The organism is Pedobacter sp. B4-66, assembly GCF_018492665.1.
Taxonomy (GTDB): Bacteria; Bacteroidota; Bacteroidia; order Sphingobacteriales; family Sphingobacteriaceae; genus Pedobacter.
This window is the reverse complement of record NZ_JAFVME010000005.1, coordinates 43,898-65,143: the sequence shown is the minus strand read 5'-3', so window position 1 is coordinate 65,143 and position 21,246 is coordinate 43,898. Positions and strand designations below refer to the sequence as shown.

The window sequence follows — 21,246 nt, the reverse complement described above, 5'->3', positions numbered from 1 at the left end:
TTAATGGGTGATGTTCATTTAACATTTTTTAACAGTATTCGTGACTTATTACAGATGCAAATATCGTTGATATGGTACTAAATTTGATTAAATCAATGAAAAGAAAAGCATTTGTAAGTAAATATGAGACTCGTATGAGTTTACAATTGAGAATAAAATTAAACAATATATAAATGAAAAGAATAGGATTAATAGTGTTGGCTGCATTTATAGGTGGTGCGGCTGCAATTGGCGGTTATAAATTATTAGAGCCAAGAACTGCTCAATTATCGTTTCAAGATCAGCAAAAAGTACTTTTTGCGAGCAATTCAAAGGTATCTTCAGCAGGGTCAGTTGATTTTGTAGAGGCGGCGGCGGCAGTTTCGCCTGCTGTGGTACATATCAGAACTTTATACTCAAGATCTAATGGAGATTCATCTCCAATGGATATGTTTGATCAATTATTTGGTGGTGGTGGAAGAAGAATGCAACGTGCACCTCAAGCTGCTTCAGGTTCCGGCGTAATATTAACTTCGGATGGGTATATCGTTACAAATAACCACGTGGTTGATAATGCAGATAAAATTGAAGTTGTTTTGTCTGACAGACGTAAGGTGAGCGCTAAGGTGATTGGTAAAGATCCAAATACTGATCTGGCTCTTATTAAGGTAGATGCTACAGACCTTCCGGTTGTAAAAATGGGGAATTCTGATAACGTTCAGATTGGCGAATGGGTATTGGCTGTAGGTTTCCCGCTTGATTTGCAAACAACTGTTACAGCAGGTATTGTAAGTGCAAAAGCTCGTAGCATAGGTATTTTGGCCAAAAGTCAGAACCAACCTACTCAAGAAGAGTATGAAGAATACCAAAGAACAGGTAAAGTGCCTGAACGTACTAATACTAGTATAGAATCTTTCATTCAAACAGATGCGGCTATTAATCCAGGTAACAGTGGTGGGGCATTGGTAAATGCAAACGGAGAATTAATTGGTATTAATGCTGCTATAGCATCGCAAACAGGTACTAATGTTGGTTATGGATTTGCTATTCCAATTAACCTTGCGAAAAAGATTCTTGATGACTTTAGAAAGTATGGCGAAGTTAGACGTGGCTATATTGGAGTAACGTTTGCACCGCTAGATGCAGATATGGCCGAAAAATTTCAGGTTAAAGAAAATACCGGGCTTTATATTACCGGTGTACTTCCAAATAGTGGAGCTGCCGCTGCAGGTTTACAAAAAGGAGATATCATTAAAAAAGTTGAGGGAGCTGTAATTTATGACTCACCAGATTTGCAAGAGAAAATTGGACGTTTGAGTCCCGGTGATAAAGTTCAGCTTACTTATTTAAGAAACGGCTCAGAAAAAAGTACATCTATTACCTTGAAAGGTGATGATGCAAAGAAAACTTCGCCAAGCTTAGCTGCTAGCGGAAAACCAACAGGGGCTACAATTAGTAAGTTAGGGGCTTCGTTTCTTCCGGCCCCTTCAGAGTTGAAAGCTAAGTATGGCGTTAAAAATGGCGTTATGGTTACTGAAATTCAAAAAGGTAAGTTATTTGATTCAGTAGATGTACCTAATGGAATGTTGATCACAACAGTAAACGGAAAGCCGGTAAACAATGCTAAAGATGTAGAAAACGCATTGCCATCATCTAAAAATGGTATGACTACTATTTCAGGTGTTGGACCGAATGGAAATTATACATTCAGCTTCTAATCACATTTTTCTATAATTGGAACGGGGGACAACGAAAGTTGTTCCCCGTTTTTTATTTATCATAATATTGTAATATTAGAATGTTTCTAAATAGCCGATTTGTCCTTGAAATTAACCAATTAATTCTTTTATTAAATACTTTTGCACTACAGAACTAAAATATAATTCTAATGGCTAGTTTCGGAAACGCTTTTTCCTCATCTATAGGAAAAAAATTAATAATGGGTATCACCGGCCTGTTCCTTATCTCATTCCTTGTCGTGCATTGTTTCATCAATGCTTTGATCATTGTTAATGACGGTGGCTTAACCTTTAACATGGGAGCACATTTTATGGGTACTAACTGGATAATCCGCGCAATGGAAGTTGTGTTGTTTGCCGGTTTACTCGCTCACATTGTTCAAGGATTTAGGCTTGTTTTTCAAAATCGTGCAGCAAGACCTGAAAGGTATGCGGTAAATAACGGTTCAGCTAACAGTAAGTGGTACTCACGCTCAATGGGCTTGTTAGGTACTTTATTGTTGATTTTCCTTATTGTTCACGTCTCTAAATTCTGGGTAATGTCTCGTTTTACAGGTATTCCTACAGTAGATGCGAATGGAAATCATGATTTGTTTGCTGTAATGGTAGAGACATTTAAAGATCCTTTGTTAGTATTACTTTATGTACTTGCAATGGTTTCATTGGCTTATCACTTATTACATGGTTTTTCTTCTGCATTTCAGACTTTAGGCTGGAACCACAAGAAATATACTCCACTTATCAAAGGATTCGGTTTTTGGTTTTCTATCATTATTCCTTTGCTTTTTGCATTGATGCCCATTGTGATGTACCTGGGTTGTATTAAATAATTTTTGATCTTAACTTTAAATAACATGGCAGAATTAAATGCTCATATACCCGAAGGAGAATTAACCGATAAATGGACTAAACTACGTTCGTCTATGCCATTGGTTAATCCATCCAATAAAAGAAGCATCGAGATAATTGTAGTAGGTTCTGGATTAGCTGGTGCCTCAGCGGCAGCAACCCTTGCCGAAATGGGTTATAAGGTTAAATGTTTTTGTTTTCAGGATTCACCAAGAAGAGCGCACTCAATTGCAGCTCAAGGCGGTATCAATGCAGCAAAAAATTATCAGAATGATGGTGATAGTACTTATCGCTTATTTTATGATACAATAAAAGGTGGTGATTACCGTGCAAGAGAAGCTAACGTACACCGTTTGGCTGAGGTAAGTACTAATATTATTGATCAGTGTGTGGCGCAAGGTGTGCCTTTGGCCAGAGAATATGGTGGTTTGTTAGACAACCGTTCTTTTGGTGGTACACAAGTTCAGAGAACATTTTATGCTGCCGGACAAACCGGTCAGCAATTGCTTTTAGGAGCATATAGCGCTTTAGAGCGTCAGGTAGGAATGGGTAAAGTTGAAATGTTTACCCGCCATGAAATGCTTGAAGTGGTTGTAGTTGAAGGAAAGGCAAAAGGTATTATTGCACGTAACTTACTTACCGGCGAGCTTGAGCGTCATTCTGGTCACGCTGTATTGTTGTGCAGTGGAGGTTACGGAAACGTATTCTACTTGTCTACAAATGCAATGGGAAGTAACGTAACTGCTGCATGGAAAGCGCACAAAAAAGGTGCTTTCTTTGGTAACCCATGCTACACTCAAATTCACCCTACTTGTATCCCTGTTTCTGGAGATCATCAGTCTAAACTGACCTTGATGTCGGAGTCGTTACGTAACGACGGACGTATCTGGGTTCCTAAGAAAAAAGACGATACACGTAAGGCTTCGGAAATTCCTGAAGATGAAAGAGATTATTATTTAGAGCGCAGATACCCTGCTTTCGGTAACCTTGTCCCTCGTGATGTTGCATCTCGTGCAGCTAAAGAGCGTTGTGATGCCGGTTATGGTGTAGGTAAATCTAAGCTTGCTGTTTACCTTGACTTTAAAGAGAATACAGAACGTTATGGCCGCATTGAGGCTAATAAGAACAATATCCACAATCCGGATAAAGAAACCTGTATGAAATTAGGTCGTGAGGTAATTAAAGAAAAATACGGTAACCTATTTGATATGTATGCGCAAATCACCGGAGAAGATCCTTATGAATTGCCAATGCGTATTTATCCTGCTGTTCACTATACAATGGGTGGTTTATGGGTAGATTATAACTTAATGACTACTGTGCCGGGCTTATATGCTTTAGGTGAGGCTAACTTCTCAGATCACGGTGCTAACCGTTTGGGAGCATCTGCATTAATGCAAGGTTTAGCAGATGGTTATTTTGTTCTTCCTTATACTATTGGGGCTTACCTTTCAAAAGAATTGGCTACTAAACCAATTCCACAAGATCACCCTGCGTTTGTAGAAGCTGAAGCTAGTGCAAAAGCAATCCTTGACAAGTTTCTATCTATTAAAGGAACTAAATCTGTAGATCATTTCCATAAGAAATTAGGAAAGATCATGTGGGATAAATGTGGTATGGCACGTAATGAAAAAGGTCTTAAAGAAGGTATTGCTGAAATTCAGCAGCTTCGTAAAGAATTTTGGAGTGACTTACGTGTGCCGGGCAGTTCAGATGAAATGAACCCTGAACTTGAGAAAGCTGGTCGTGTGGCCGACTTTATTGAGCTTGGTGAGTTGATGTGTATGGACGCATTGAATAGAAATGAATCATGTGGTGGCCACTTCAGAGAAGAATATCAAACTGAAGAAGGTGAAGCATTACGTGATGATGAAAACTATGCTTACGTTTCTGCATGGGAATATAAAGGTGATGTAACTTTTGAACTTCATAAAGAAGAATTGAAGTTCGAAAATATCAAAGTTGCACAAAGAAGTTATAAATAGCTAAGTACTAAAATCTCAATATTATGAGTACAGGAAATATGAATTTAACGCTAAAAATCTGGCGTCAAAAGAATAACAAAGCCAAAGGCGGTTTAGTAGATTACAAAATATCAGAAGTATCTCCTGATATGTCTTTCTTAGAAATGTTCGACGTGCTTAACGAAGACCTGGTTGCTAAAGGAGAAGAACCGGTTGTTTTTGATCATGATTGCAGGGAAGGAATTTGTGGAGCATGTTCTATGTTCATTGACGGAAGGCCACACGGACCAAAAGAAGGTATTACGACCTGCCAGTTACACATGCGTTCATTTAATGATGGTGATACCATTGTTGTTGAGCCATGGCGTGCGAAGGCTTTTCCGGTAATAAAAGATTTGATGGTAGATCGTACTGCATTCGATAGAATTATCGCTTCAGGAGGATTTATATCAGTAAATACGGGAAATGCTCAGGATGCTAACAACCTGCCTATTCCTAAAGTTCAGGCTGATTCAGCTTTTGAGGCTGCGGCTTGTATAGGATGTGGTGCTTGTGTTGCTACCTGTAAAAATGCTTCTGCAATGTTATTTGTATCTGCAAAAGTATCTCAATTGGCACAATTACCTCAGGGTCAGCCAGAACGCTACCGTAGGGTTCAGAGTATGGTTGCTCAGATGGATGCAGAAGGTTTTGGTAACTGTACCAACACTGGAGCATGTGAAGCTGAATGCCCTAAAGGAATATCATTAGAGAATATCGCACGTATGAATAGAGATTTTTATTCTGCAAAATTTGTATCTGAGGAATCTATTTAATAGATTTATCTAACGAGACAAGGGTATTACACATAAAACCCCGGCTATTTTAGCTGGGGTTTTGTGTTATTAGAGCATTATTTTGTGAGCGTAAATGAAATCGGTATGTTGTATTTAACTCTTACTTTTTTGCCTCCCTGAGTTCCTGGAGTCCACTTAGGACTTGCTTTCATAACCCTTACTGCTTCCTCATCTGTGCCTCCACCAAGTCTTCTATCTACTTTTATATTGGTTAAGGAGCCATCTGTTTCAACGATCATGGAAATAAAAACTTTTCCCTGAATGTTTTTTTCCTGTGCTTCTTTAGGATATTTTACTGTTTTCTTTAAGTAGTCGTAGAATTTTTCCATACCACCTGGAAATGAAGGTTGTGTATTTAGCGAGACAAAGTCATAAATTTTCTCTTTGGATTCGTTCTTTTTTAAATCAGGTGTTTGTTTGGCTTTTGTAGTGATATTTATTACTCCATCTTTTGCGTCTTCCCCGTATATTTCTGTTGCTGCTTTACTTTTCAGTACTTCGATTGAGACGATGTCATCCGGCTTAAGATTTAATAATTTGAAGTCCTTCTGTTTTTCGCCATCAACAATGTACAATGGTTTTAGATTGCTATTAGTGGGTAATAGACTACTGCCATTGATTTGTATTCCTGCTGTTTTTCCTTGCAAATCGGCAACGGTCTTATTTAGTGCAAAACTTATAGGAATGTTATATTTTACCCGTACTTTTTTGCCATCTTGAACCCCTGGATTCCATTTTGGACTTTCCTCCAGTACCCTTACAGCTTCTTCATCGGTACCGCTGCCAAGTTTTCTATCTACCTTGATATCTGTTAATGAGCCATCTGTTTCAACAACAAAACTTAGAAATACTTTACCTTCTATTTTATTTTCAAAAGCTTCTTTTGGATACCTAACACTTCTCTTTAAGTACTCATAAAACTGATCCATTCCTCCAGGAAAAGTAGGTTGTGCTTCTAGTGATACAAAATCATATACTTTCCCACTTTGCGCGTTTGCGGTTTCTTCACCTGCTCTAATAACCACTTCGCTCAAGCTTTCATTTTTGTCAGTTGTTTTCGGTTTATAGCCGAATATAGAAAGCTCACTCAATTGGCTATAACCACTAATAACAGCAGGTTTTACTTTATTGGAAGTAGTAGTGTTTTCGCCACCCATCAGTGCGAATGAAAAGGGGAGGCTGTACTTTCCGTCATTATTTGCTTTAAAGCCCGGATAAGTTAATATAGCTCTCATTACCTCTGAATCACATCCTCCACCTAATGCTTTCGTAGCAATACTTACACCCTCAATTGCTCCATTTTTAACGGTAAATTTTATTTGACTCACTCCCTGAATATTCGAGTTTTGAGCATTTACAGGGTACCTTACTGATCTTTTTAAGTATTTATAAAATTCGTTCCATGATGAATCTATACCTGCAGTATTTGATGTTAAAAGTTCTTTTTTTGCTTCATTTATTAATGACTTAGAATCTGATACAAATGGAGCGGCAATGGTTGTTTTGATAGCTTCTTGAACTAGTTTTAAAGGTTCTTCCATTGGAATTTCCTCAGCTACTTTTTTAATTTCCTCATTGTTTCGGATGGTTGCCGAAGACATGATTAAGGCAACTGCAAACAGAGGAACAAACATTCCATATTTTAGTATAGCAGTTTTGCGAGAGCGTTGTTTGTGTAACATATAAATTCTTTTTTTAATTAGTGATTTATTAAAAAAACTGTTTGTGAGTGTATTTGTGGGAACTTTAAATGCACGGCTTAGTAGTAATAAAGCATATTCCTCTTTATCTCCCTGAAAGCTTGCGGCTTCTTCATCGGCCAGATATTCATGGATATGCTTAACCGTTGTTTTATAGAAATAGATTACAGGATTGAACCATGTGATTATTCCCAGGAGTTCAAAAAAGAGTACATCAAGAGTGTGCCATTGTCTGATGTGAATTTCCTCATGTTTTTGAATCGTTTGAACCTCAGGAAGATCCTGGTCAACTACTTTTTTCTTGAAAAATGAGAATGCCGATCCACGTTTTTTTGCCTTCAATAAGACGTGAACAGAGATTAACTGAACTATAAATCTGATTACAAAGAACAAGATACCCGCTAGGTAAATAAACACAAGTGTATTTCCCAGATTAAACCGCTCAGGGACATCTTGTACGACTGCCATTTGTGTAATGAAGTCGTTTATTTGAACAGCGCCAGTGTAAACCGGTTGAACAGCTGGTTGTGTGCTAAACCATTCGAGCCGTATGAAAGGGATGGTGAGTGAGAATATCCCGGCAGCAACCAGGTAAATTCTGTTCAGTAAGAAATAAGTTTCTTTGTCTAACAATAACTTATAAAAGCCATAAAATACAACTAAGTAGATATTGACTTGAAGGATGTAATGTGCCCAGGTCATCTCGGTCTGTTTTTAATTTTGTTAATCATTTTAAGAATTTCGTCAACATCACTCAGATCAAGCTTTTCTTCTTTAACAAAGAAAGAGAACATACTTTCCACTGAGTTTTCAAAATAATTGCCCAATAGCTTCTCTGTAGCATGACGTTTGTATTCTTCCTTACTAATTAAAGGATAATACTTATGTGCCTTGCCAAAGGCCTCGTGAGCAATGAATCCTTTTACCTCGAGTATTCGGATAATTGTAGAAACAGTATTATAGGCCGGTTTAGGCTCTGGCAGGAAATCCATTACGTCTTTAACGAACCCTTTCTCTATCTGCCATAAAATCTGCATAATCTGTTCTTCTGCCTTTGTTAAATCTTTAATTTCCATGAATTATTAGTTTAGTTTTTAATTAGTTTTTAGCCTTACCTATACTGCGCAATATTCGTATAACTAAATTCTTAGTATAAACTTAAAACTAATTATTTAGTTTTCAAAATATTTGAAGAAGAATTTTAAAGAAGTGCATAGATTTATTAAAAATATACACAATAGGTAAAACTATAAATAGGATGAATTTTACTGTGGCTTATCTTGTTAGTGTATAAAGAATTGTATAAAAGATGCTCTCCTGTGGCTCTTATTAGGGTTTAGTCTGACCTGAGTCTGAGGAGAGTCTGACCTGAGTCTGACTTGAGTCTAAGGTGTTATAGGGAAAAATCGAATTGTCAGATTTTTCTGGCTGCAACAGCAATTCGAGAAACAGAGGAGAGTGCAAAAAGAAAATGGCGGTGTAAACCGCCATTCCTTACTATTAACTAAAACTAAACTTATTTTTTGTGGTGCAATAAACTCAATTTATTTCTTGCTAACCATCATTAATCCTGTTAAGGCATAAAATGATTTTATTGCACCTATATATAGTACCATTCTCTTATTTAGAGAAAGGGTTGCTTACTTTTACCATTTCGGTTTTGGCAGCCGATGAAGCTTTTAAAGCAATATCTTCACTGTGGCTATTTGATATACTAGTAGTAACGGTTAATAATACCATGATAAAAACAGGAACTAGTAAAAGTAAAAATGGCGACACGTTTGCTAACTTTTTCATAATCGTTTTGTTTTGATGAAACAAATAGAATAAATAAAAAAATGCTGCTAAAATCTTTTAGACCAAGTGTATATTATCCTAGATAAACGGTTAAATTGAATAGTTTTGTGATTAGTTGCTCTATTTTGCGATTTGGTAGAAAAAAAATGCCAGTTCGTCGAAAGCAAACTGCTTAAACAAGCAGATTAATTTATTTTGGACCTATGGAATTAAGTTTAGTTGTTGTTTAAATGAAAAGTAGAAACTCTGTTATTGTACATCTTCTCTTCTGGCTTTTTATTCTTCTGTTTGTAACTGCAGTGGTTATTTATAGTAAAGAACCGGTGTCTTTGTATAGTCTTGCGGTAAACTTTGGTTATTCCGGACTAATCCATATTTCAATTTTTTATATTAATTATACCCTACTAATTCCTTTATTGATTAAAGAGAATAAACGGTATGGTCTTTATATCATATCCATTATTCTGTTGATGGTGGTAATGAGTTTCTTAAAAACTGTAATTGCTGTATTACACCCAGAAACTATTCTGCAGCATATGGATAGCAATGGGGTTGTTCAAGATAGGTCTATTGCCAATTATGCAATTAGTGCATTGTTTATTTCGGGCTTTTTTATTGTGGTTAGTTCCTTGCTTAGACTGGCTATTGATTGGTTTGGAAACGAGCGCACTCAAAGAAATCTCGAAAGTGAAAAGAAGGAAATGGAACTTCAATTTTTAAAATCGCAATTGAACCCTCATTTTCTTTTTAACTCTTTAAATAATATTTATTCACTGGCATATCAGAAATCTGATAAAACTGCTGATGCGATATTAAAGCTTTCGGAAATAATGCGGTACATGATCTACGAAAGTAACGACAGCTGGGTTTCCTTAAGTAAGGAAATTGAATACGTGCAAAGCTTTATAGAACTGCAGAAATTAAGGTTTAAAGATGGGGCAGCTGTAGAATTTACTATGAATGGTGAAATCGATAATCAACAGATTGTGCCTTTAATATTGATATCATTTGTAGAGAATGCATTTAAGCATGGAGTGGCTAATGACCCTAAAAATCCAATTAAGATCAATATTATCGCCAATCAGAAGATATTACATTTTAGTATAACCAATAAAAAGAATAAATATAATAAGGATGAAGTGGGGGGCGTAGGCTTAAACAATGTTGAACGAAGATTACAATTACTTTATCCCGATAGGTATAAATTAAATATTGTAAATTCGGCTACCCATTACACCAGTGAGTTAATGCTTGATATATGATAAAGTTAAAATGTATTGCGGTTGATGATGAACCGTTGGCACTTGATATTATTGAGGACTACGTTTCGAAGGTTCCGTTTCTAGAATTAGTTAAGCGGACAGAAAATGCTATTGAAGCTTTACAGCTGGTTCAGGCTGGAGGCATTGATTTGGTATTTCTGGATATTCAGATGCCTGAGCTTACGGGTATACAGTTTCTTAAGATAGCTAACGGGAAGGCTAATTATATATTAACTACCGCTTATTCGCAATATGCGCTTGAAAGTTATGATTTAAATGTATCAGATTACCTGTTGAAACCGATTGCATTTGATCGTTTTTATAAGGCAGTAGAGAAGGTTCATAATCAAGTTAAAATTGCAGAACCGGTTGTCGCTCCACAATCATTTGTCGCATCTGCTCCTTCTTCAACACCTGCAAATCCAATTCAGGACTTTATTTTCGTTAAAACAGAGCACAAAATTCAAAAGATTCAGCTTGATGATATTCTGTATATAGAGGGATTAAAGGATTATATCTCTATTTATACTAAAGCGGAGCGTGTTATTACTTTACAAAACATGAAAAAGATGGACGAGACTTTGCCAAAGGGGCAGTTTGTAAGGGTTCATAAATCTTATATCATTTCTCTTGATAAAATAGAGAGTATAGAACGTAGTCGCATTTCTATTTGTGGTAAGATTATCCCAATTGGCGATACTTATCGTGATGAGTTTTTTAAACACATTGATAATAAGAATATTTGATAAAAAGTTAGTCGTGATGACGGATAGTATTAATTCTGATTTAGTTTAGCTCTTATTGCATTTTCAGCTTCAAGAACAACTACTTCAGGATTTCTTGCTTCAGGTTCTATTGGATTTAAAACAGTCCATTTTAAGCGCTCTCCAAAGCTTAAAGGATACGCGCCATACTGAACCAGTTTCCAGGAGTTTTCTATTGCTACAGGAACTATCAGGGCGTTAGGGACAATCTTTAACAAGGTTGCAATACCACCAACCTGAAAGCTTTTCATATTACCGTCTTTTGCACGTGTTCCTTCAGGAAAGATCATGGTGGACCATGTGTTATCTTTCATTCTTCTGCCAAGTTTTATAATTTCAGAAATGGCTTGCTTGCTGTCCTTACGATCTATGTTTGCGCCACCGCCATATTTCAGGTTAAATGAAATTGAGGGAATACCTTTTGTTAATTCAATTTTAGAAATGAATTTAACATGGTATTTTCTCAAAAACCAGATTAAACCAGGAATATCATACATGCTTTGATGGTTGGCAACAAAGATGATGGGTCTGTCTAAAGGAAGGTCATGATCGTTTATAAATGTTATCGACGAGCCTAAGAATATATCACAGTAGGTTAGAAAGAAATTTAAGATGTCAACCGAAGTTTTATGGGCTTTATATCCAAAAAGACGGTAAAAAACCCACTGAATTGGCTGGAATATAACGAGCGATAAAAAGAAAAAAAGATAAAAGATGGGGCTAAAGATATAGCCTAAAAACTTATTCATAGTTTATTCGGTAAAGCTGAACAAAATTACTGTATTTTGATTATAAATGACCTTCCTGCAATAGAATTTTAGTTTTTAGAATGGCTGCAACACTCATGCTGTCGGTAATATCTCCATTAATAACCATTTGATAGGCATCATTAAATGGCAGCTTTTTTATAACAAGCTGTTCGGTTTCTTCGGGTGATGACGCACCTTGGGTTAGTCCTTTAGCAACGTAAATTATGGCAAGTTCATCACTTACTGAATTTGACAGATGCATCCGTTGAATTTCAATCCACTCGGTAGCTATAAGTCCGGTTTCTTCAACTAGTTCGCGCTTGGCACCATCTAAAGGGTCTGCCGATAGCGCTCCGCCGCCTTCGGGGATTTCCCAACTATAGGCTTTTATTGGGAATCTGTATTGCCCAACCAGCCATGTGTTGAGTTCATTATCAAGTGGCAAAATTCCTATGGCGATGTTTTTGAAATGCACTTCACCATAAATCCCTTTGCCACCTGATGGATTGATAACCTGGTGTTCGGTTAAACCGATCCAGTTGTTCTCATATATCTTATTGCTTTCGATGGTTTTCCAGGGATTTGTATTTTCCATGTCCGCAATATACAAATTAACTAAAATGATTCTTCGTCAGGTCTGGAATCCTGTTGATCTTGTTTCTTAGTCTTTTTGAAACTAAAATCATTTTTACCAAAACGATAAGAGTAGGTTAAATTTGCCATGGTTCCTTGCATGTATCTTCTGAAGTCGATTACAGAATTGGTTCCATTTGTAGTCATACTCCATCTTCTGGTACTAAATACGTCTCTAATGTTTAAGCTTAGTGATGATTTTTTGTTTTTGAAATCATACTTAGCGCCTGCATCTACACCGTACATTGCATTTCTTTTACCCTGTGCCATTACTTCAGGTGCACGGTAGTCGCCTCTTATTTGAAGTGAAATATTGTAAGGTAAAACGAAGTTGTTGGTTAGGTTGGCATTCCAGCTAAAACCCGAGTTTTCTACAATTCCGAAAGCAGGAACTCCGTTAATTTTGCTCTGATACAAGTTAACGTTGGTTGTAAAGTTCCAGGCTTTAGCTACATCAACTCTACCTATTAATTCAACTCCGCTAGCTAATTGTCTGGTTAAGTTTTGTGGGGTAACAATGGTAATTCCATTTTCATCAGGCTCTGTTCTTACTCTTTGGATTACGTCGTTAGTTTGACGCATATAAGCGCTTGAAGTGAATGTTACTTTAGGCCAGAATTTGCTATAGCTAAGCTCAAAAGCATGTACATCCTCTGGTTTTAGGTTAGGATTACCCTGACGGTAGTTAAGTGGGTCGGATACATCAAGAAATGGGTTTGTATCCCATCCTCTTGGTCTGTTAACCCTTCTGCTATAGCTAAGTTGTACTTGTTGTTCTCCTTTAAATTTTTGAGTTAGGTATACGCTTGGGTATAATCTTGTGTAAGCTACCTTTCCTGGGATATAATCTATCTGATTAAGCTTGTTATACATTCCTAAACGAGTATCCAGTGTTGCATCTTCGGCTCTTACACCAACCTGATAGCCAAAGTTCTTAACCTGATTCTGATAATTAAAATAAAGGGCATGAACCTGGTCTTTGCTGTTAAATTCGTTGGTTAAGGCATAGTTTACTTCATATTCTCCGGTCAGGTTATTAAATTGGTCTGAGAATGCAGTATTTTCTGCTAAACGGATTTGGCTTCTGTAACCTGCTTCTATTTTTCCGGCTTTACCAATTGGCAAAGTATAATCGGTTTGAATGTTATAGTTTCTGTTGAAACCACTTCCATCATTTCGTAGGATAGCCGGCAATGAATTAACGGGGTCTCCATCAACATTGTAAATGTATGTGCTGTAAACCTGATCGTTGTCGTTTGTGCCTTCAGAGAAGCCTAGATTAAAGGTTAGTTCTTCTCTTGGTTTTTTAAACTTCTGGTTAAAATCCAGATTAAGATCATAACTGTTTCCAAAACCTTTATTGGAGTTGTTTCTGTTGCTTAATTCTAGCGGATTTTTAAAGCCGTCAAGCTTGTCTATGTTAAGAAACTCATTCCTGTCGTTGTCTCTTGCGTTAAAGCCTCCTGAGAAGCTGATTACGCTTTTGTCAGTAATGCTGTAGTCTATACCCGCTTTTAGATTGTGGCCTTTGTCCTGTGATTTTGAATCGGTGTTTTGATTGGCAAAAACAGTTGGGAAAGGGGTATCTAAATAAGTGATATTGCTATATCCACCACCCAAACGATTGCCATAACGGTAACCGTAGTTGCCATAAAGGTTTATTTTTTTATTTTGAAAGCTCATGTTTGTGCTTGCATTATAGTTGTCGCGATTACCCGCACTTAATGCTACAGATCCATTTAGGCCTAATTTTTTGTTCTTCTTTAATACGATATTGATAATTCCTGATTGCCCCTCTGCATCATACTTTGCTGATGGGTTAGTAATCAGTTCAACGCTTTCAATTGAGCTAGCTGGGATTGATTGAAGGATTTGAGCAACGTTTCCGCCTGCTATTAATGATGGTTTGCCATCTATCAGCACCTTTACTCCGGTTGAACCTCTAAGGCTTACATTACCATCAATATCTGTTTGAACTGAAGGTACGTTTTGAAGCAAATCTGAAGCAGATCCACCTTCGCTAACCAAACTTTGATCAACAGAGAAAACTTTTTTATCTATACCAAGTTGGATGGCGCTTTTTTGAGCTGTTATGGCAACCTCATTTAATACCGTTCCTTTGGCCGGTTTCATTTTGATTGTTCCCAGGTTGATTTGGTTTTGAGCATCAGAAATAGAAACGGAATCTCTAACCATTGTTTGGTAGCCAACATAGCTTATTTTGAAAGTAAAGACTCCTTTTGGTAGTCCCTTGATTAATAAGTTGCCGTTAACATCTGTTTGGGCCCCTTTAATTATTGCTTTTGTTTTTCTGTTAAGGATAGTAGCAGTAGCAAATGGTACTGTTTCATTACTTTGAGCATCTACAACTTTAGCTGTAATTTGGCCCTCTGTATTGGTTTGGGCATTAAGTTTTACAGTTGTAATACAAAAGGCAATCGCTAAAAACAGTACTTTGCACGTAGAATTCTTCATTCGGATCTTTCTTTTTTTAGGTTTGTTTTAAGGAGGGACAAAGAAACGGCGGGAAAGTTTAATTATAAAAGAGTAACTATTTTATTACAGCAAGAATATGATTGACTACAATAATTTTTTCCTTAACGACGGAATGACATATCAGGAGTATAGAACCCTGATTAATGAGCTTTTATTACAGCATAAAACGACTGGCCCAGATGATTCTGATGCAATGTTACATTATACTAAAATGAATGTGCAGAGGATGAACAGAGTTGATAAAACCGTTAAACTAAATGATGAGTTTCTAAATGTACTTAGCGCTGTAAAAAACAAGTATCGGTTTTTAGTGATTTCTGAAGGATGGTGTGGAGATGCGGCTCAAATTGTGCCTGTGTTTGATAAAATTGCGACTTCTTTTGCTGATAAATTTGAACTGAAATTTGTTTTGAGGGATAAAAATTTGCCGTTAATTGATGCGCATCTTACTAATGGAGGCAGAGCGATTCCGGTATTGCTGATAATGGATGAAAAGGGAGATGTAGTTAAAAAATGGGGTCCAAGGCCTAATGTCTTGCAGGAGCTATTAGCAAAATGGAAAAAGGAGACAACCGATATGATGGAAATCGCCGAAAAGCTCCATGGCTGGTATGCTAAGGATAAAACCCAAAGTACACAGCAGGAATTACTTGAAATATTTAAGAGTATAGTTTAATCTACAGAAACTGTTAATCCTTCTTGCTGAAGAATTTTACGGTAAACTTCCATTTCAGTAAAGGAACCTTCTAAAACAGCGCATTTGCCTTTGTTGTGAACCTCCCACGCAATTTTTTCTGCCTGAGTTTCAGAATAATCCAAATATTTCATCATGCAATGAATTACATGGTCAAAAGTATTTACATCATCGTTCCATAATATTAGGCGGTGAACTGTTTTTAATGAGGTAAGGATCTCTTCTAATGTAAATGTTTCCTCTTTGGTTTCTGTTGACATATTACAAAAATAAGCTTATTTCAAAATAATGTTGCAGTTAAAGTTATTTTTGCTTAAAATTTGTATTAAACTCAAATATAATGCAGCGTTCAAAGATTGCCGGTATTGGCTATTATGTGCCCAAAAATGTTTATTCTAATAACGACTTATCTCGTTTTATGGATACAAACGATGAATGGATACAGGAGCGTACGGGAATCAAGGAGCGCCGTTTTGCCGATAGGCTCGAAGAAACAACCACAACTATGGGGGTTGAGGCAGCTAAAATTGCCATAGAGCGAGCAGGCATTACTGCACAAGATGTCGATTTCATTATTTTTGCTACACTTAGTCCTGATTATTACTTTCCGGGGTGTGGGGTATTGCTGCAACGCGAAATGAAGATGAAGGAAATAGGTGCGTTGGATATCAGAAATCAATGCTCAGGATTTGTTTATGCGCTATCGGTAGCAGATCAGTTTATCAAAACAGGGATGTATAAAAACATACTTGTGGTGGGTAGTGAAAAGCACTCCTTTGCTATGGATTTTGAAACACGAAGTAGAAATGTTTCTGTGATATTTGGTGATGGGGCAGGTGCAGTTGTTTTGCAACCAACACAAAAGGAAAATCAGGGGATATTAAGCACCCATTTGCATAGTGATGGTGCTGATGCTGAGATTTTGGCTATGTATTATCCTGGTGCTTCGGCAAATAAATGGCTCAAGGATAAACCAGGTTATCCTGACAAGGAGCTAGGTGGTCTGTTTATGACAACCGAGCAGTTAGAAAGCGGTGCCGCACTACCATATATGGATGGGCCTGCGGTGTTTAAAAAAGCTGTAGTTAAATTTCCAGAGGTAATAAGAGAAGCGCTTAGTGCCAATAATCTTACGGAGAAGGATATTGATATGTTGGTGCCTCATCAGGCTAACCTCAGAATAAGTCAGTATGTACAACAGTTATTAGGTCTAAGTGATGACAAGGTGTTTAATAATATTCAAAAATACGGAAATACCACGGCAGCTTCTGTTCCCATTGCACTTTGCGAAGCTTGGGAAGAAGGTAAAATTAAAGACGGTGACCTTGTTTGCCTTGCGGCCTTTGGCTCTGGCTTTACATGGGCGAGTGCATTAATCAGATGGTAAGCTTACTTGGTGTTTAAGTGCTAGCTTCCCTTTGCTGATCTTGTCATTTGCTCAAAGGCATCCCACATTTCGTTTGGAATGGCTTCGAGACCATTAAATTGACCTGCTCCTTGTAACCATTCACCACCATCGATGGTAATTACTTCTCCATTGATGTAACCTGCAAAATCACTGATTAAAAATGCTGCAAGGTTAGCCAGTTCCTGATGATCTCCAACACGTTTTAGCGGAACTCTGTTTTTGAAATCGAATTTCTCTGCCAGATCTCCTGGCAATAAGCGTTCCCATGCGCCCTTGGTAGGAAAAGGACCTGGTGCAATGGCGTTTGTTCGGATACCATATTTACCCCATTCAACAGCCAAAGAACGAGTCATGGCCAGTACACCGCCTTTTGCACATGCCGATGGTACTACGTAAGCAGACCCTGTAAAAGCATAAGTAGTTACAATGTTTAAAACGCTGGCAGGCTGTTTTTCCTTTATCCAGTGTTTGCCAAAAGCCAATGTACAGTTTACCGAGCCTTTTAAAACAATATCTATTATGGAAGAGAAAGCATTAGCTGATAGACGCTCTGTTGGTGAAATGAAATTTCCGGCAGCATTGTTAAGCAAGCTATCAACTTTTCCAAAGGTTTTTAAAGTCTCTGCCAATACATGTTCCACTTGTTCATATTCCCTTACATCGCAGGCAAGAGCGAGTACTTTCCCTCCAGTTTCTTTTTCCATTTCCAATGCCGTTTGCTGAAGCACTTCAAGTTTACGGCTGGTGATAACCAGATTAGCGCCTAACTTAAGAAAGTAAGTGCCCATAGCTTTACCTAAGCCTGTACCGCCTCCGGTAATTACAATTGTTTTTCCTTTTAGAGCATCGTCTCTTAGCATTGGTTGATTGAACATCGCTTATTTCTTTTGCAGGTTATCAATAATTGTTTTTAAAATACTACGGGTTGTAGGTGCCCACCATTGTTTTAGCATTACTTGCAGTGCTTCGCTTTGATCTGCAGTGGTTGCTGCTATTAAATCTTTTCTGATGTTGAGCTTGCTCTGTTCCCAGGTATTGCGCTCCATGGCCATGTATTTTCTTATTTTTCTCTCAGCAGCTGTAAGAATACTTGCCGGGTTTACAACCTCGTCAATTAACCCAACTTGTAACGCTTCTTCTGGAGTAAATAGTTTGCCTTCTAAAAGACTTCGCGTAGCATTGGCCTGGCCAATCCAAAATGAGTAAAGGTTGAAAATACTGTTTGGTACAATTATACCCACTGGAACCTCATTTAATCCAATAATGTATTTTCCTTCAGCCATAATCCTATAGTCGCATGCAAGAGCAATGACACATCCGCCAGCAGGGCTGTGGCCATTTACAGCTGCAACTAATGGTTTTTTAAAGGAAGTTATGGTTGCTGTGAAATTCAGAAATAGGTGCCAGAATGATTCAGCTTCTTGTTCTGAATAGTTGTATAATTCTATAAGATCCAATCCTGCAGAAAAGAAATGCTCCTTTCCCGTGATAATGACGCCTGCAATATTTGGGTCGCCAGAGATGTTTACTAGTATATCATTTAACTCAGTAATCATCTCACGGTTTAGTGCATTGGATTTACCCCTATCGAGTGTGATGATGCTTAGGTGGTCTTTTATGGTGACTTTAATTGTATTCATTTATATTTATTTTACTTCATAGGTGTAAACTGTATGCGCTAAATTTCCGAGCATATCCATGCCCTCTATAACTACTCTGTAGGTTCCTGGTTCATCTGAATTGAAATAGTTGAACTCAGCTTTTCCACTTTCGTTTGTTATAATATTTGGACTCCAATAAATAGTGGTTCTGTAATCAGGTTTGTTATCTGGAACGTCATATCTAGGAGAGTAAAATTCTCTTGGGGTAAAATATCCTTTAGGTGTAAAAGGTATGATGCCCGGAGTAAATGTGGACGCACTTGAATAACCACCACCGCGTTTTGTAGTTATTACCAATATGCCACCACCACCCTGGCTACCATAAATTGCTGTATTGCCAACTGATTTTAATACTTCAATGGTTTCAATATCAACAGGGTTTATGTTGTCAAGAAACTCAGCCTCCATGCGCATACCATCAAGAACAATAGACATTGGTGTGTTTCCGTTTCTCAGTAAATATGGAACACCGTTTCTAATAATTAAACCAGCAACACGCCCCTGTAAACATTGTGATAGTGTTGTACAGTATTGAAGCTGATCTGCACTAATTATGGCATCGGCGTTTCCACCTCCATTTAGATTTGAAGAGTTCTTAGCCTTGTTTTTCTTCTCAACAATATTGACTTCCTTTAACAGGATAGTTCGCTCGAGTATTCCTCGTTTGGTTAAATCGTTAAAGTAATTTTCGCTTTGCTTCAGATATCCTGATAATGCCTCATTTACATTAACTTCAATGTCTCCGGTATTTTTGTTTTTGGTAACTACTTGCCCGGAAACAACATCAAGTACAATTTCTACACTTTTTTTGTTTTTTGCGGTTCTACCCTGCACGATGAACTTTGTGCTATCATTAAATGACAGCTTGTCAAAATTGAATCGACCTTGAGCATCGGATATTGTATCTATAACGAAAAGCCCACCTGAAGAAGAAAATAAGGAGACCTTGGCATTAGGTATTGGTTTACCTCCATAGTTTGTAATAACACCACTGATTTTTAGTGATTTTTCGGCTTCATAACGGATATTTGGGGCGGCATTATTAATGATATTTTTCCATAATATTCTGCGCCAGCCTTGGGTTAGCATTAAATTGTCTAGGTCTTGCTGAGTTTTCGGATCATCATTTAAAAAGTAATAGTTCGGTTTTTCTATGTACCCAACAAGGTCAGATGTAAGCAGAAGGGTAGTGAAAATATTGCTTTCATTTTCTTCATCAGGCTTAACTGATGCGGTATTGGTAACGGAAATAGAAAAGCTTGCTTGGGTAGGTTTATCGGCAAAGGCGGCTTGAAGATCTACACTAACCTTTTCTTTTGGTCCATAAGTCTTTTTAGCTGTAGAAACAGTTGTTGTTATCCTGTCCTTCATATTATTCACAAAAACAAGACGCTCAGCAACTGGAGTGTTCTGAGCAGAAAATAGTGTTAGTTGGATAATGCCAGAAGGCAAATCTTTTTTTGGAATAGAAGCAGTGATAATTTGTTTTTGGGATGAAGCCTTAGATATGAAACAAACATTCCCATTGTTTTGGGCTACTAGTTTTAATTCGCCAGGTCCTAGCAAACCGGTACTTAGCATAATTTTAACTACTACATTTTCAGAATTAGTGTTGGTTGTAATAACATAGCCACTTTGTAATACCCGTGGTAAGTTTACGGAACTTTCAGATCCGTCTTTATAACTAACCTTGGCAGTATAAGTTTTACCCGGCTGGGGGTTAAGTATAAAGCTGCCTATTCCTAAATGTTGGGTGCTAAATTGAGTAACCTCTTGTCCATCGTTATCTATGATTACGCCTTTTACATCTTCGCCTAATCCTGATGCATTTACCGCCTTGATTCCAATCTTATTTGGCAAGTCTTCTACCAGGTTTCCACTTTCCGGGAAAAACTGAACATCAACAGTATTCGATGTCGCTTTAACGGGGATTTCTTTAATGATCTTTTTCTTATCAGGAAGGGTTAGTGTGGTAATAATCTTTCCTGATTTATATAGTGAGGGCTGGGTGTTTAAAAAACTGATGTTTACCTCGCCTTGTTCATTGGTGAGAGCCTTTCCTTTTGCCAAACTTCTATAATTTAGCTGAACTTCGTAGGTAACTTCATTTTGAGTGTATGGTGTGCCTTCTTTGTCGGTAAACTTAACTCGGGCATCTACTTTTTCAGCTTCGTTTTGTTTGCTGTAGGTATAATTGGTGTTAGTGAAAACATTATTTGCCCATGAATTGCCAATCTTTATAGTTTTATCAAAGAAAAACTCAGTGCCTGCATTTTTCATCCACTGAGTATATGCTCTAATTCGGTAGTTTCCTTCGGCAAAGGAATCCGGAAGCTTAAAGTCACCCCAGGTAAATCCTGAAATAAGCGGTAGTTTAATTTGTTTTTTTACTGAATCTTTTTCATTGATAAGCTCAACATATATCGCATTGCTAATTGTTGAGGGCTTTCCTGTTTGGGTATTTATAACGTAGGCTTTAAACCAAATATCATCGCCGATAGCGTAATAAGGTTTATCCAGATGAATGTGTACTTTTTCCTGAGGATACTTTTCAATATATACCTCAAGCTTTTTTATCAGCTCAGCAAAAGGATCGTCATCTGCTGTATAGGCAAAAGTTATAAATGCCCCAAACAATAATAACAGAGGAAGAATTAGCTTACGTTTCATAAATATGAGCCTTACCAAATAAAGTCTCAATATACGAAATATTAC

At 37.3% G+C, this 21,246-nt stretch carries 18 protein-coding genes; 8 read left to right on the top strand and 10 right to left on the bottom strand.

The genetic code is table 11. From position 1 onward, the window contains the following. The first annotated feature begins 173 nt into the window (after positions 1 to 173). The 4 genes from J1905_RS09680 (at position 174) to J1905_RS09665 (ending at position 5,346) form a co-directional block, all read left to right on the top strand. A complete protein-coding gene (locus tag J1905_RS09680; RefSeq protein ID WP_214227084.1) occupies positions 174 to 1,697 on the top strand; it encodes a Do family serine endopeptidase in 1,524 nt (507 codons plus the stop codon). Between the two features lie 170 nt (positions 1,698 to 1,867). Beyond that, entirely contained in the window at positions 1,868 to 2,548 is a 681-nt protein-coding gene (locus J1905_RS09675; protein ID WP_214227083.1) for a succinate dehydrogenase cytochrome b subunit, read from the top strand. Between the two features lie 24 nt (positions 2,549 to 2,572). Continuing rightward, the gene (locus J1905_RS09670) at positions 2,573 to 4,552 is read left to right on the top strand and encodes a fumarate reductase/succinate dehydrogenase flavoprotein subunit (RefSeq protein ID WP_214227082.1); all 1,980 of its coding nucleotides are present in this window, start codon (positions 2,573 to 2,575) and stop codon (positions 4,550 to 4,552) included. A gap of 23 nt (positions 4,553 to 4,575) precedes the next feature. Beyond that, complete coding sequence (locus J1905_RS09665; RefSeq protein ID WP_173089862.1) at positions 4,576 to 5,346, top strand: succinate dehydrogenase/fumarate reductase iron-sulfur subunit; 771 nt, start codon at positions 4,576 to 4,578, stop codon at positions 5,344 to 5,346. 77 nt (positions 5,347 to 5,423) lie between these two features. On the opposite strand, the gene J1905_RS23590 is transcribed toward J1905_RS09665, so the two are convergent. From J1905_RS23590 to J1905_RS09640, 3 genes are all read right to left on the bottom strand, one after another. Beyond that, positions 5,424 to 7,769 carry a TonB family protein gene (locus J1905_RS23590; RefSeq protein WP_250318067.1) on the bottom strand — a complete coding sequence of 782 codons (2,346 nt, stop codon included), beginning with the start codon at positions 7,767 to 7,769 and terminating at the stop codon, positions 5,424 to 5,426. Then, a complete protein-coding gene (locus J1905_RS09645) occupies positions 7,766 to 8,143 on the bottom strand; it encodes a BlaI/MecI/CopY family transcriptional regulator (protein ID WP_108204869.1) in 378 nt (125 codons plus the stop codon). Before J1905_RS09645 ends, J1905_RS23590 begins: the two co-directional genes overlap by 4 nt. A 544-nt stretch (positions 8,144 to 8,687) precedes the next feature. Further along, a complete protein-coding gene (locus J1905_RS09640) occupies positions 8,688 to 8,864 on the bottom strand; it encodes a hypothetical protein (RefSeq protein WP_214227081.1) in 177 nt (58 codons plus the stop codon). A 230-nt stretch (positions 8,865 to 9,094) separates the two neighbouring features. Between J1905_RS09640 and J1905_RS09635 the strand changes: the two genes are divergently transcribed. Next, on the top strand, positions 9,095 to 10,126 hold the full coding sequence (locus J1905_RS09635; RefSeq protein WP_214227080.1) for a sensor histidine kinase: 1,032 nt from the start codon (positions 9,095 to 9,097) through the stop codon (positions 10,124 to 10,126). Further along, entirely contained in the window at positions 10,123 to 10,872 is a 750-nt protein-coding gene (locus tag J1905_RS09630) for a LytR/AlgR family response regulator transcription factor (RefSeq protein ID WP_214227079.1), read from the top strand. Before J1905_RS09635 ends, J1905_RS09630 begins: the two co-directional genes overlap by 4 nt. Positions 10,873 to 10,901: 29 nt before the next feature. On the opposite strand, the gene J1905_RS09625 is transcribed toward J1905_RS09630, so the two are convergent. Genes J1905_RS09625 through J1905_RS09615 form a run of 3 tightly spaced genes read right to left on the bottom strand, consistent with a single transcriptional unit; the run spans position 10,902 to position 14,747 of the window. Further along, a complete protein-coding gene (locus J1905_RS09625) occupies positions 10,902 to 11,639 on the bottom strand; it encodes a lysophospholipid acyltransferase family protein (RefSeq protein ID WP_214227078.1) in 738 nt (245 codons plus the stop codon). A gap of 40 nt (positions 11,640 to 11,679) precedes the next feature. Continuing rightward, on the bottom strand, positions 11,680 to 12,234 hold the full coding sequence (locus J1905_RS09620) for an NUDIX domain-containing protein (RefSeq protein ID WP_214227077.1): 555 nt from the start codon (positions 12,232 to 12,234) through the stop codon (positions 11,680 to 11,682). A 20-nt stretch (positions 12,235 to 12,254) separates the two neighbouring features. Next, positions 12,255 to 14,747 carry a TonB-dependent receptor gene (locus tag J1905_RS09615; protein ID WP_214227076.1) on the bottom strand — a complete coding sequence of 831 codons (2,493 nt, stop codon included), beginning with the start codon at positions 14,745 to 14,747 and terminating at the stop codon, positions 12,255 to 12,257. Between the two features lie 97 nt (positions 14,748 to 14,844). Here J1905_RS09615 and J1905_RS09610 point away from each other — a divergent pair, with 97 nt between their 5' ends. Beyond that, positions 14,845 to 15,444, top strand: a complete 600-nt coding sequence (locus tag J1905_RS09610; protein ID WP_214227075.1) for a thioredoxin family protein — start codon at positions 14,845 to 14,847, stop codon at positions 15,442 to 15,444. Here J1905_RS09610 and J1905_RS09605 read toward each other — a convergent pair. Beyond that, positions 15,441 to 15,722: an ATP-dependent Clp protease adaptor ClpS gene (locus tag J1905_RS09605; protein ID WP_048907811.1), complete on the bottom strand. Its 282-nt coding sequence runs from the start codon at positions 15,720 to 15,722 to the stop codon at positions 15,441 to 15,443. The genes J1905_RS09610 and J1905_RS09605 overlap by 4 nt on opposite strands. Positions 15,723 to 15,802: 80 nt before the next feature. Between J1905_RS09605 and J1905_RS09600 the strand changes: the two genes are divergently transcribed. Then, positions 15,803 to 16,849 carry a 3-oxoacyl-ACP synthase III family protein gene (locus tag J1905_RS09600; protein WP_214227074.1) on the top strand — a complete coding sequence of 349 codons (1,047 nt, stop codon included), beginning with the start codon at positions 15,803 to 15,805 and terminating at the stop codon, positions 16,847 to 16,849. A gap of 20 nt (positions 16,850 to 16,869) precedes the next feature. Here J1905_RS09600 and J1905_RS09595 read toward each other — a convergent pair whose 3' ends face one another. Genes J1905_RS09595 through J1905_RS09585 form a run of 3 tightly spaced genes read right to left on the bottom strand, consistent with a single transcriptional unit; the run spans position 16,870 to position 21,201 of the window. Then, a complete protein-coding gene (locus J1905_RS09595; protein WP_214227073.1) occupies positions 16,870 to 17,745 on the bottom strand; it encodes an SDR family oxidoreductase in 876 nt (291 codons plus the stop codon). Positions 17,746 to 17,748: 3 nt separating this feature from the next. Then, complete coding sequence (locus J1905_RS09590) at positions 17,749 to 18,510, bottom strand: enoyl-CoA hydratase/isomerase family protein (protein WP_214227072.1); 762 nt, start codon at positions 18,508 to 18,510, stop codon at positions 17,749 to 17,751. Between the two features lie 6 nt (positions 18,511 to 18,516). Then, the gene (locus tag J1905_RS09585; RefSeq protein WP_214227071.1) at positions 18,517 to 21,201 is read right to left on the bottom strand and encodes a carboxypeptidase-like regulatory domain-containing protein; all 2,685 of its coding nucleotides are present in this window, start codon (positions 21,199 to 21,201) and stop codon (positions 18,517 to 18,519) included. Between the last annotated feature and the right edge of the window lie 45 nt (positions 21,202 to 21,246).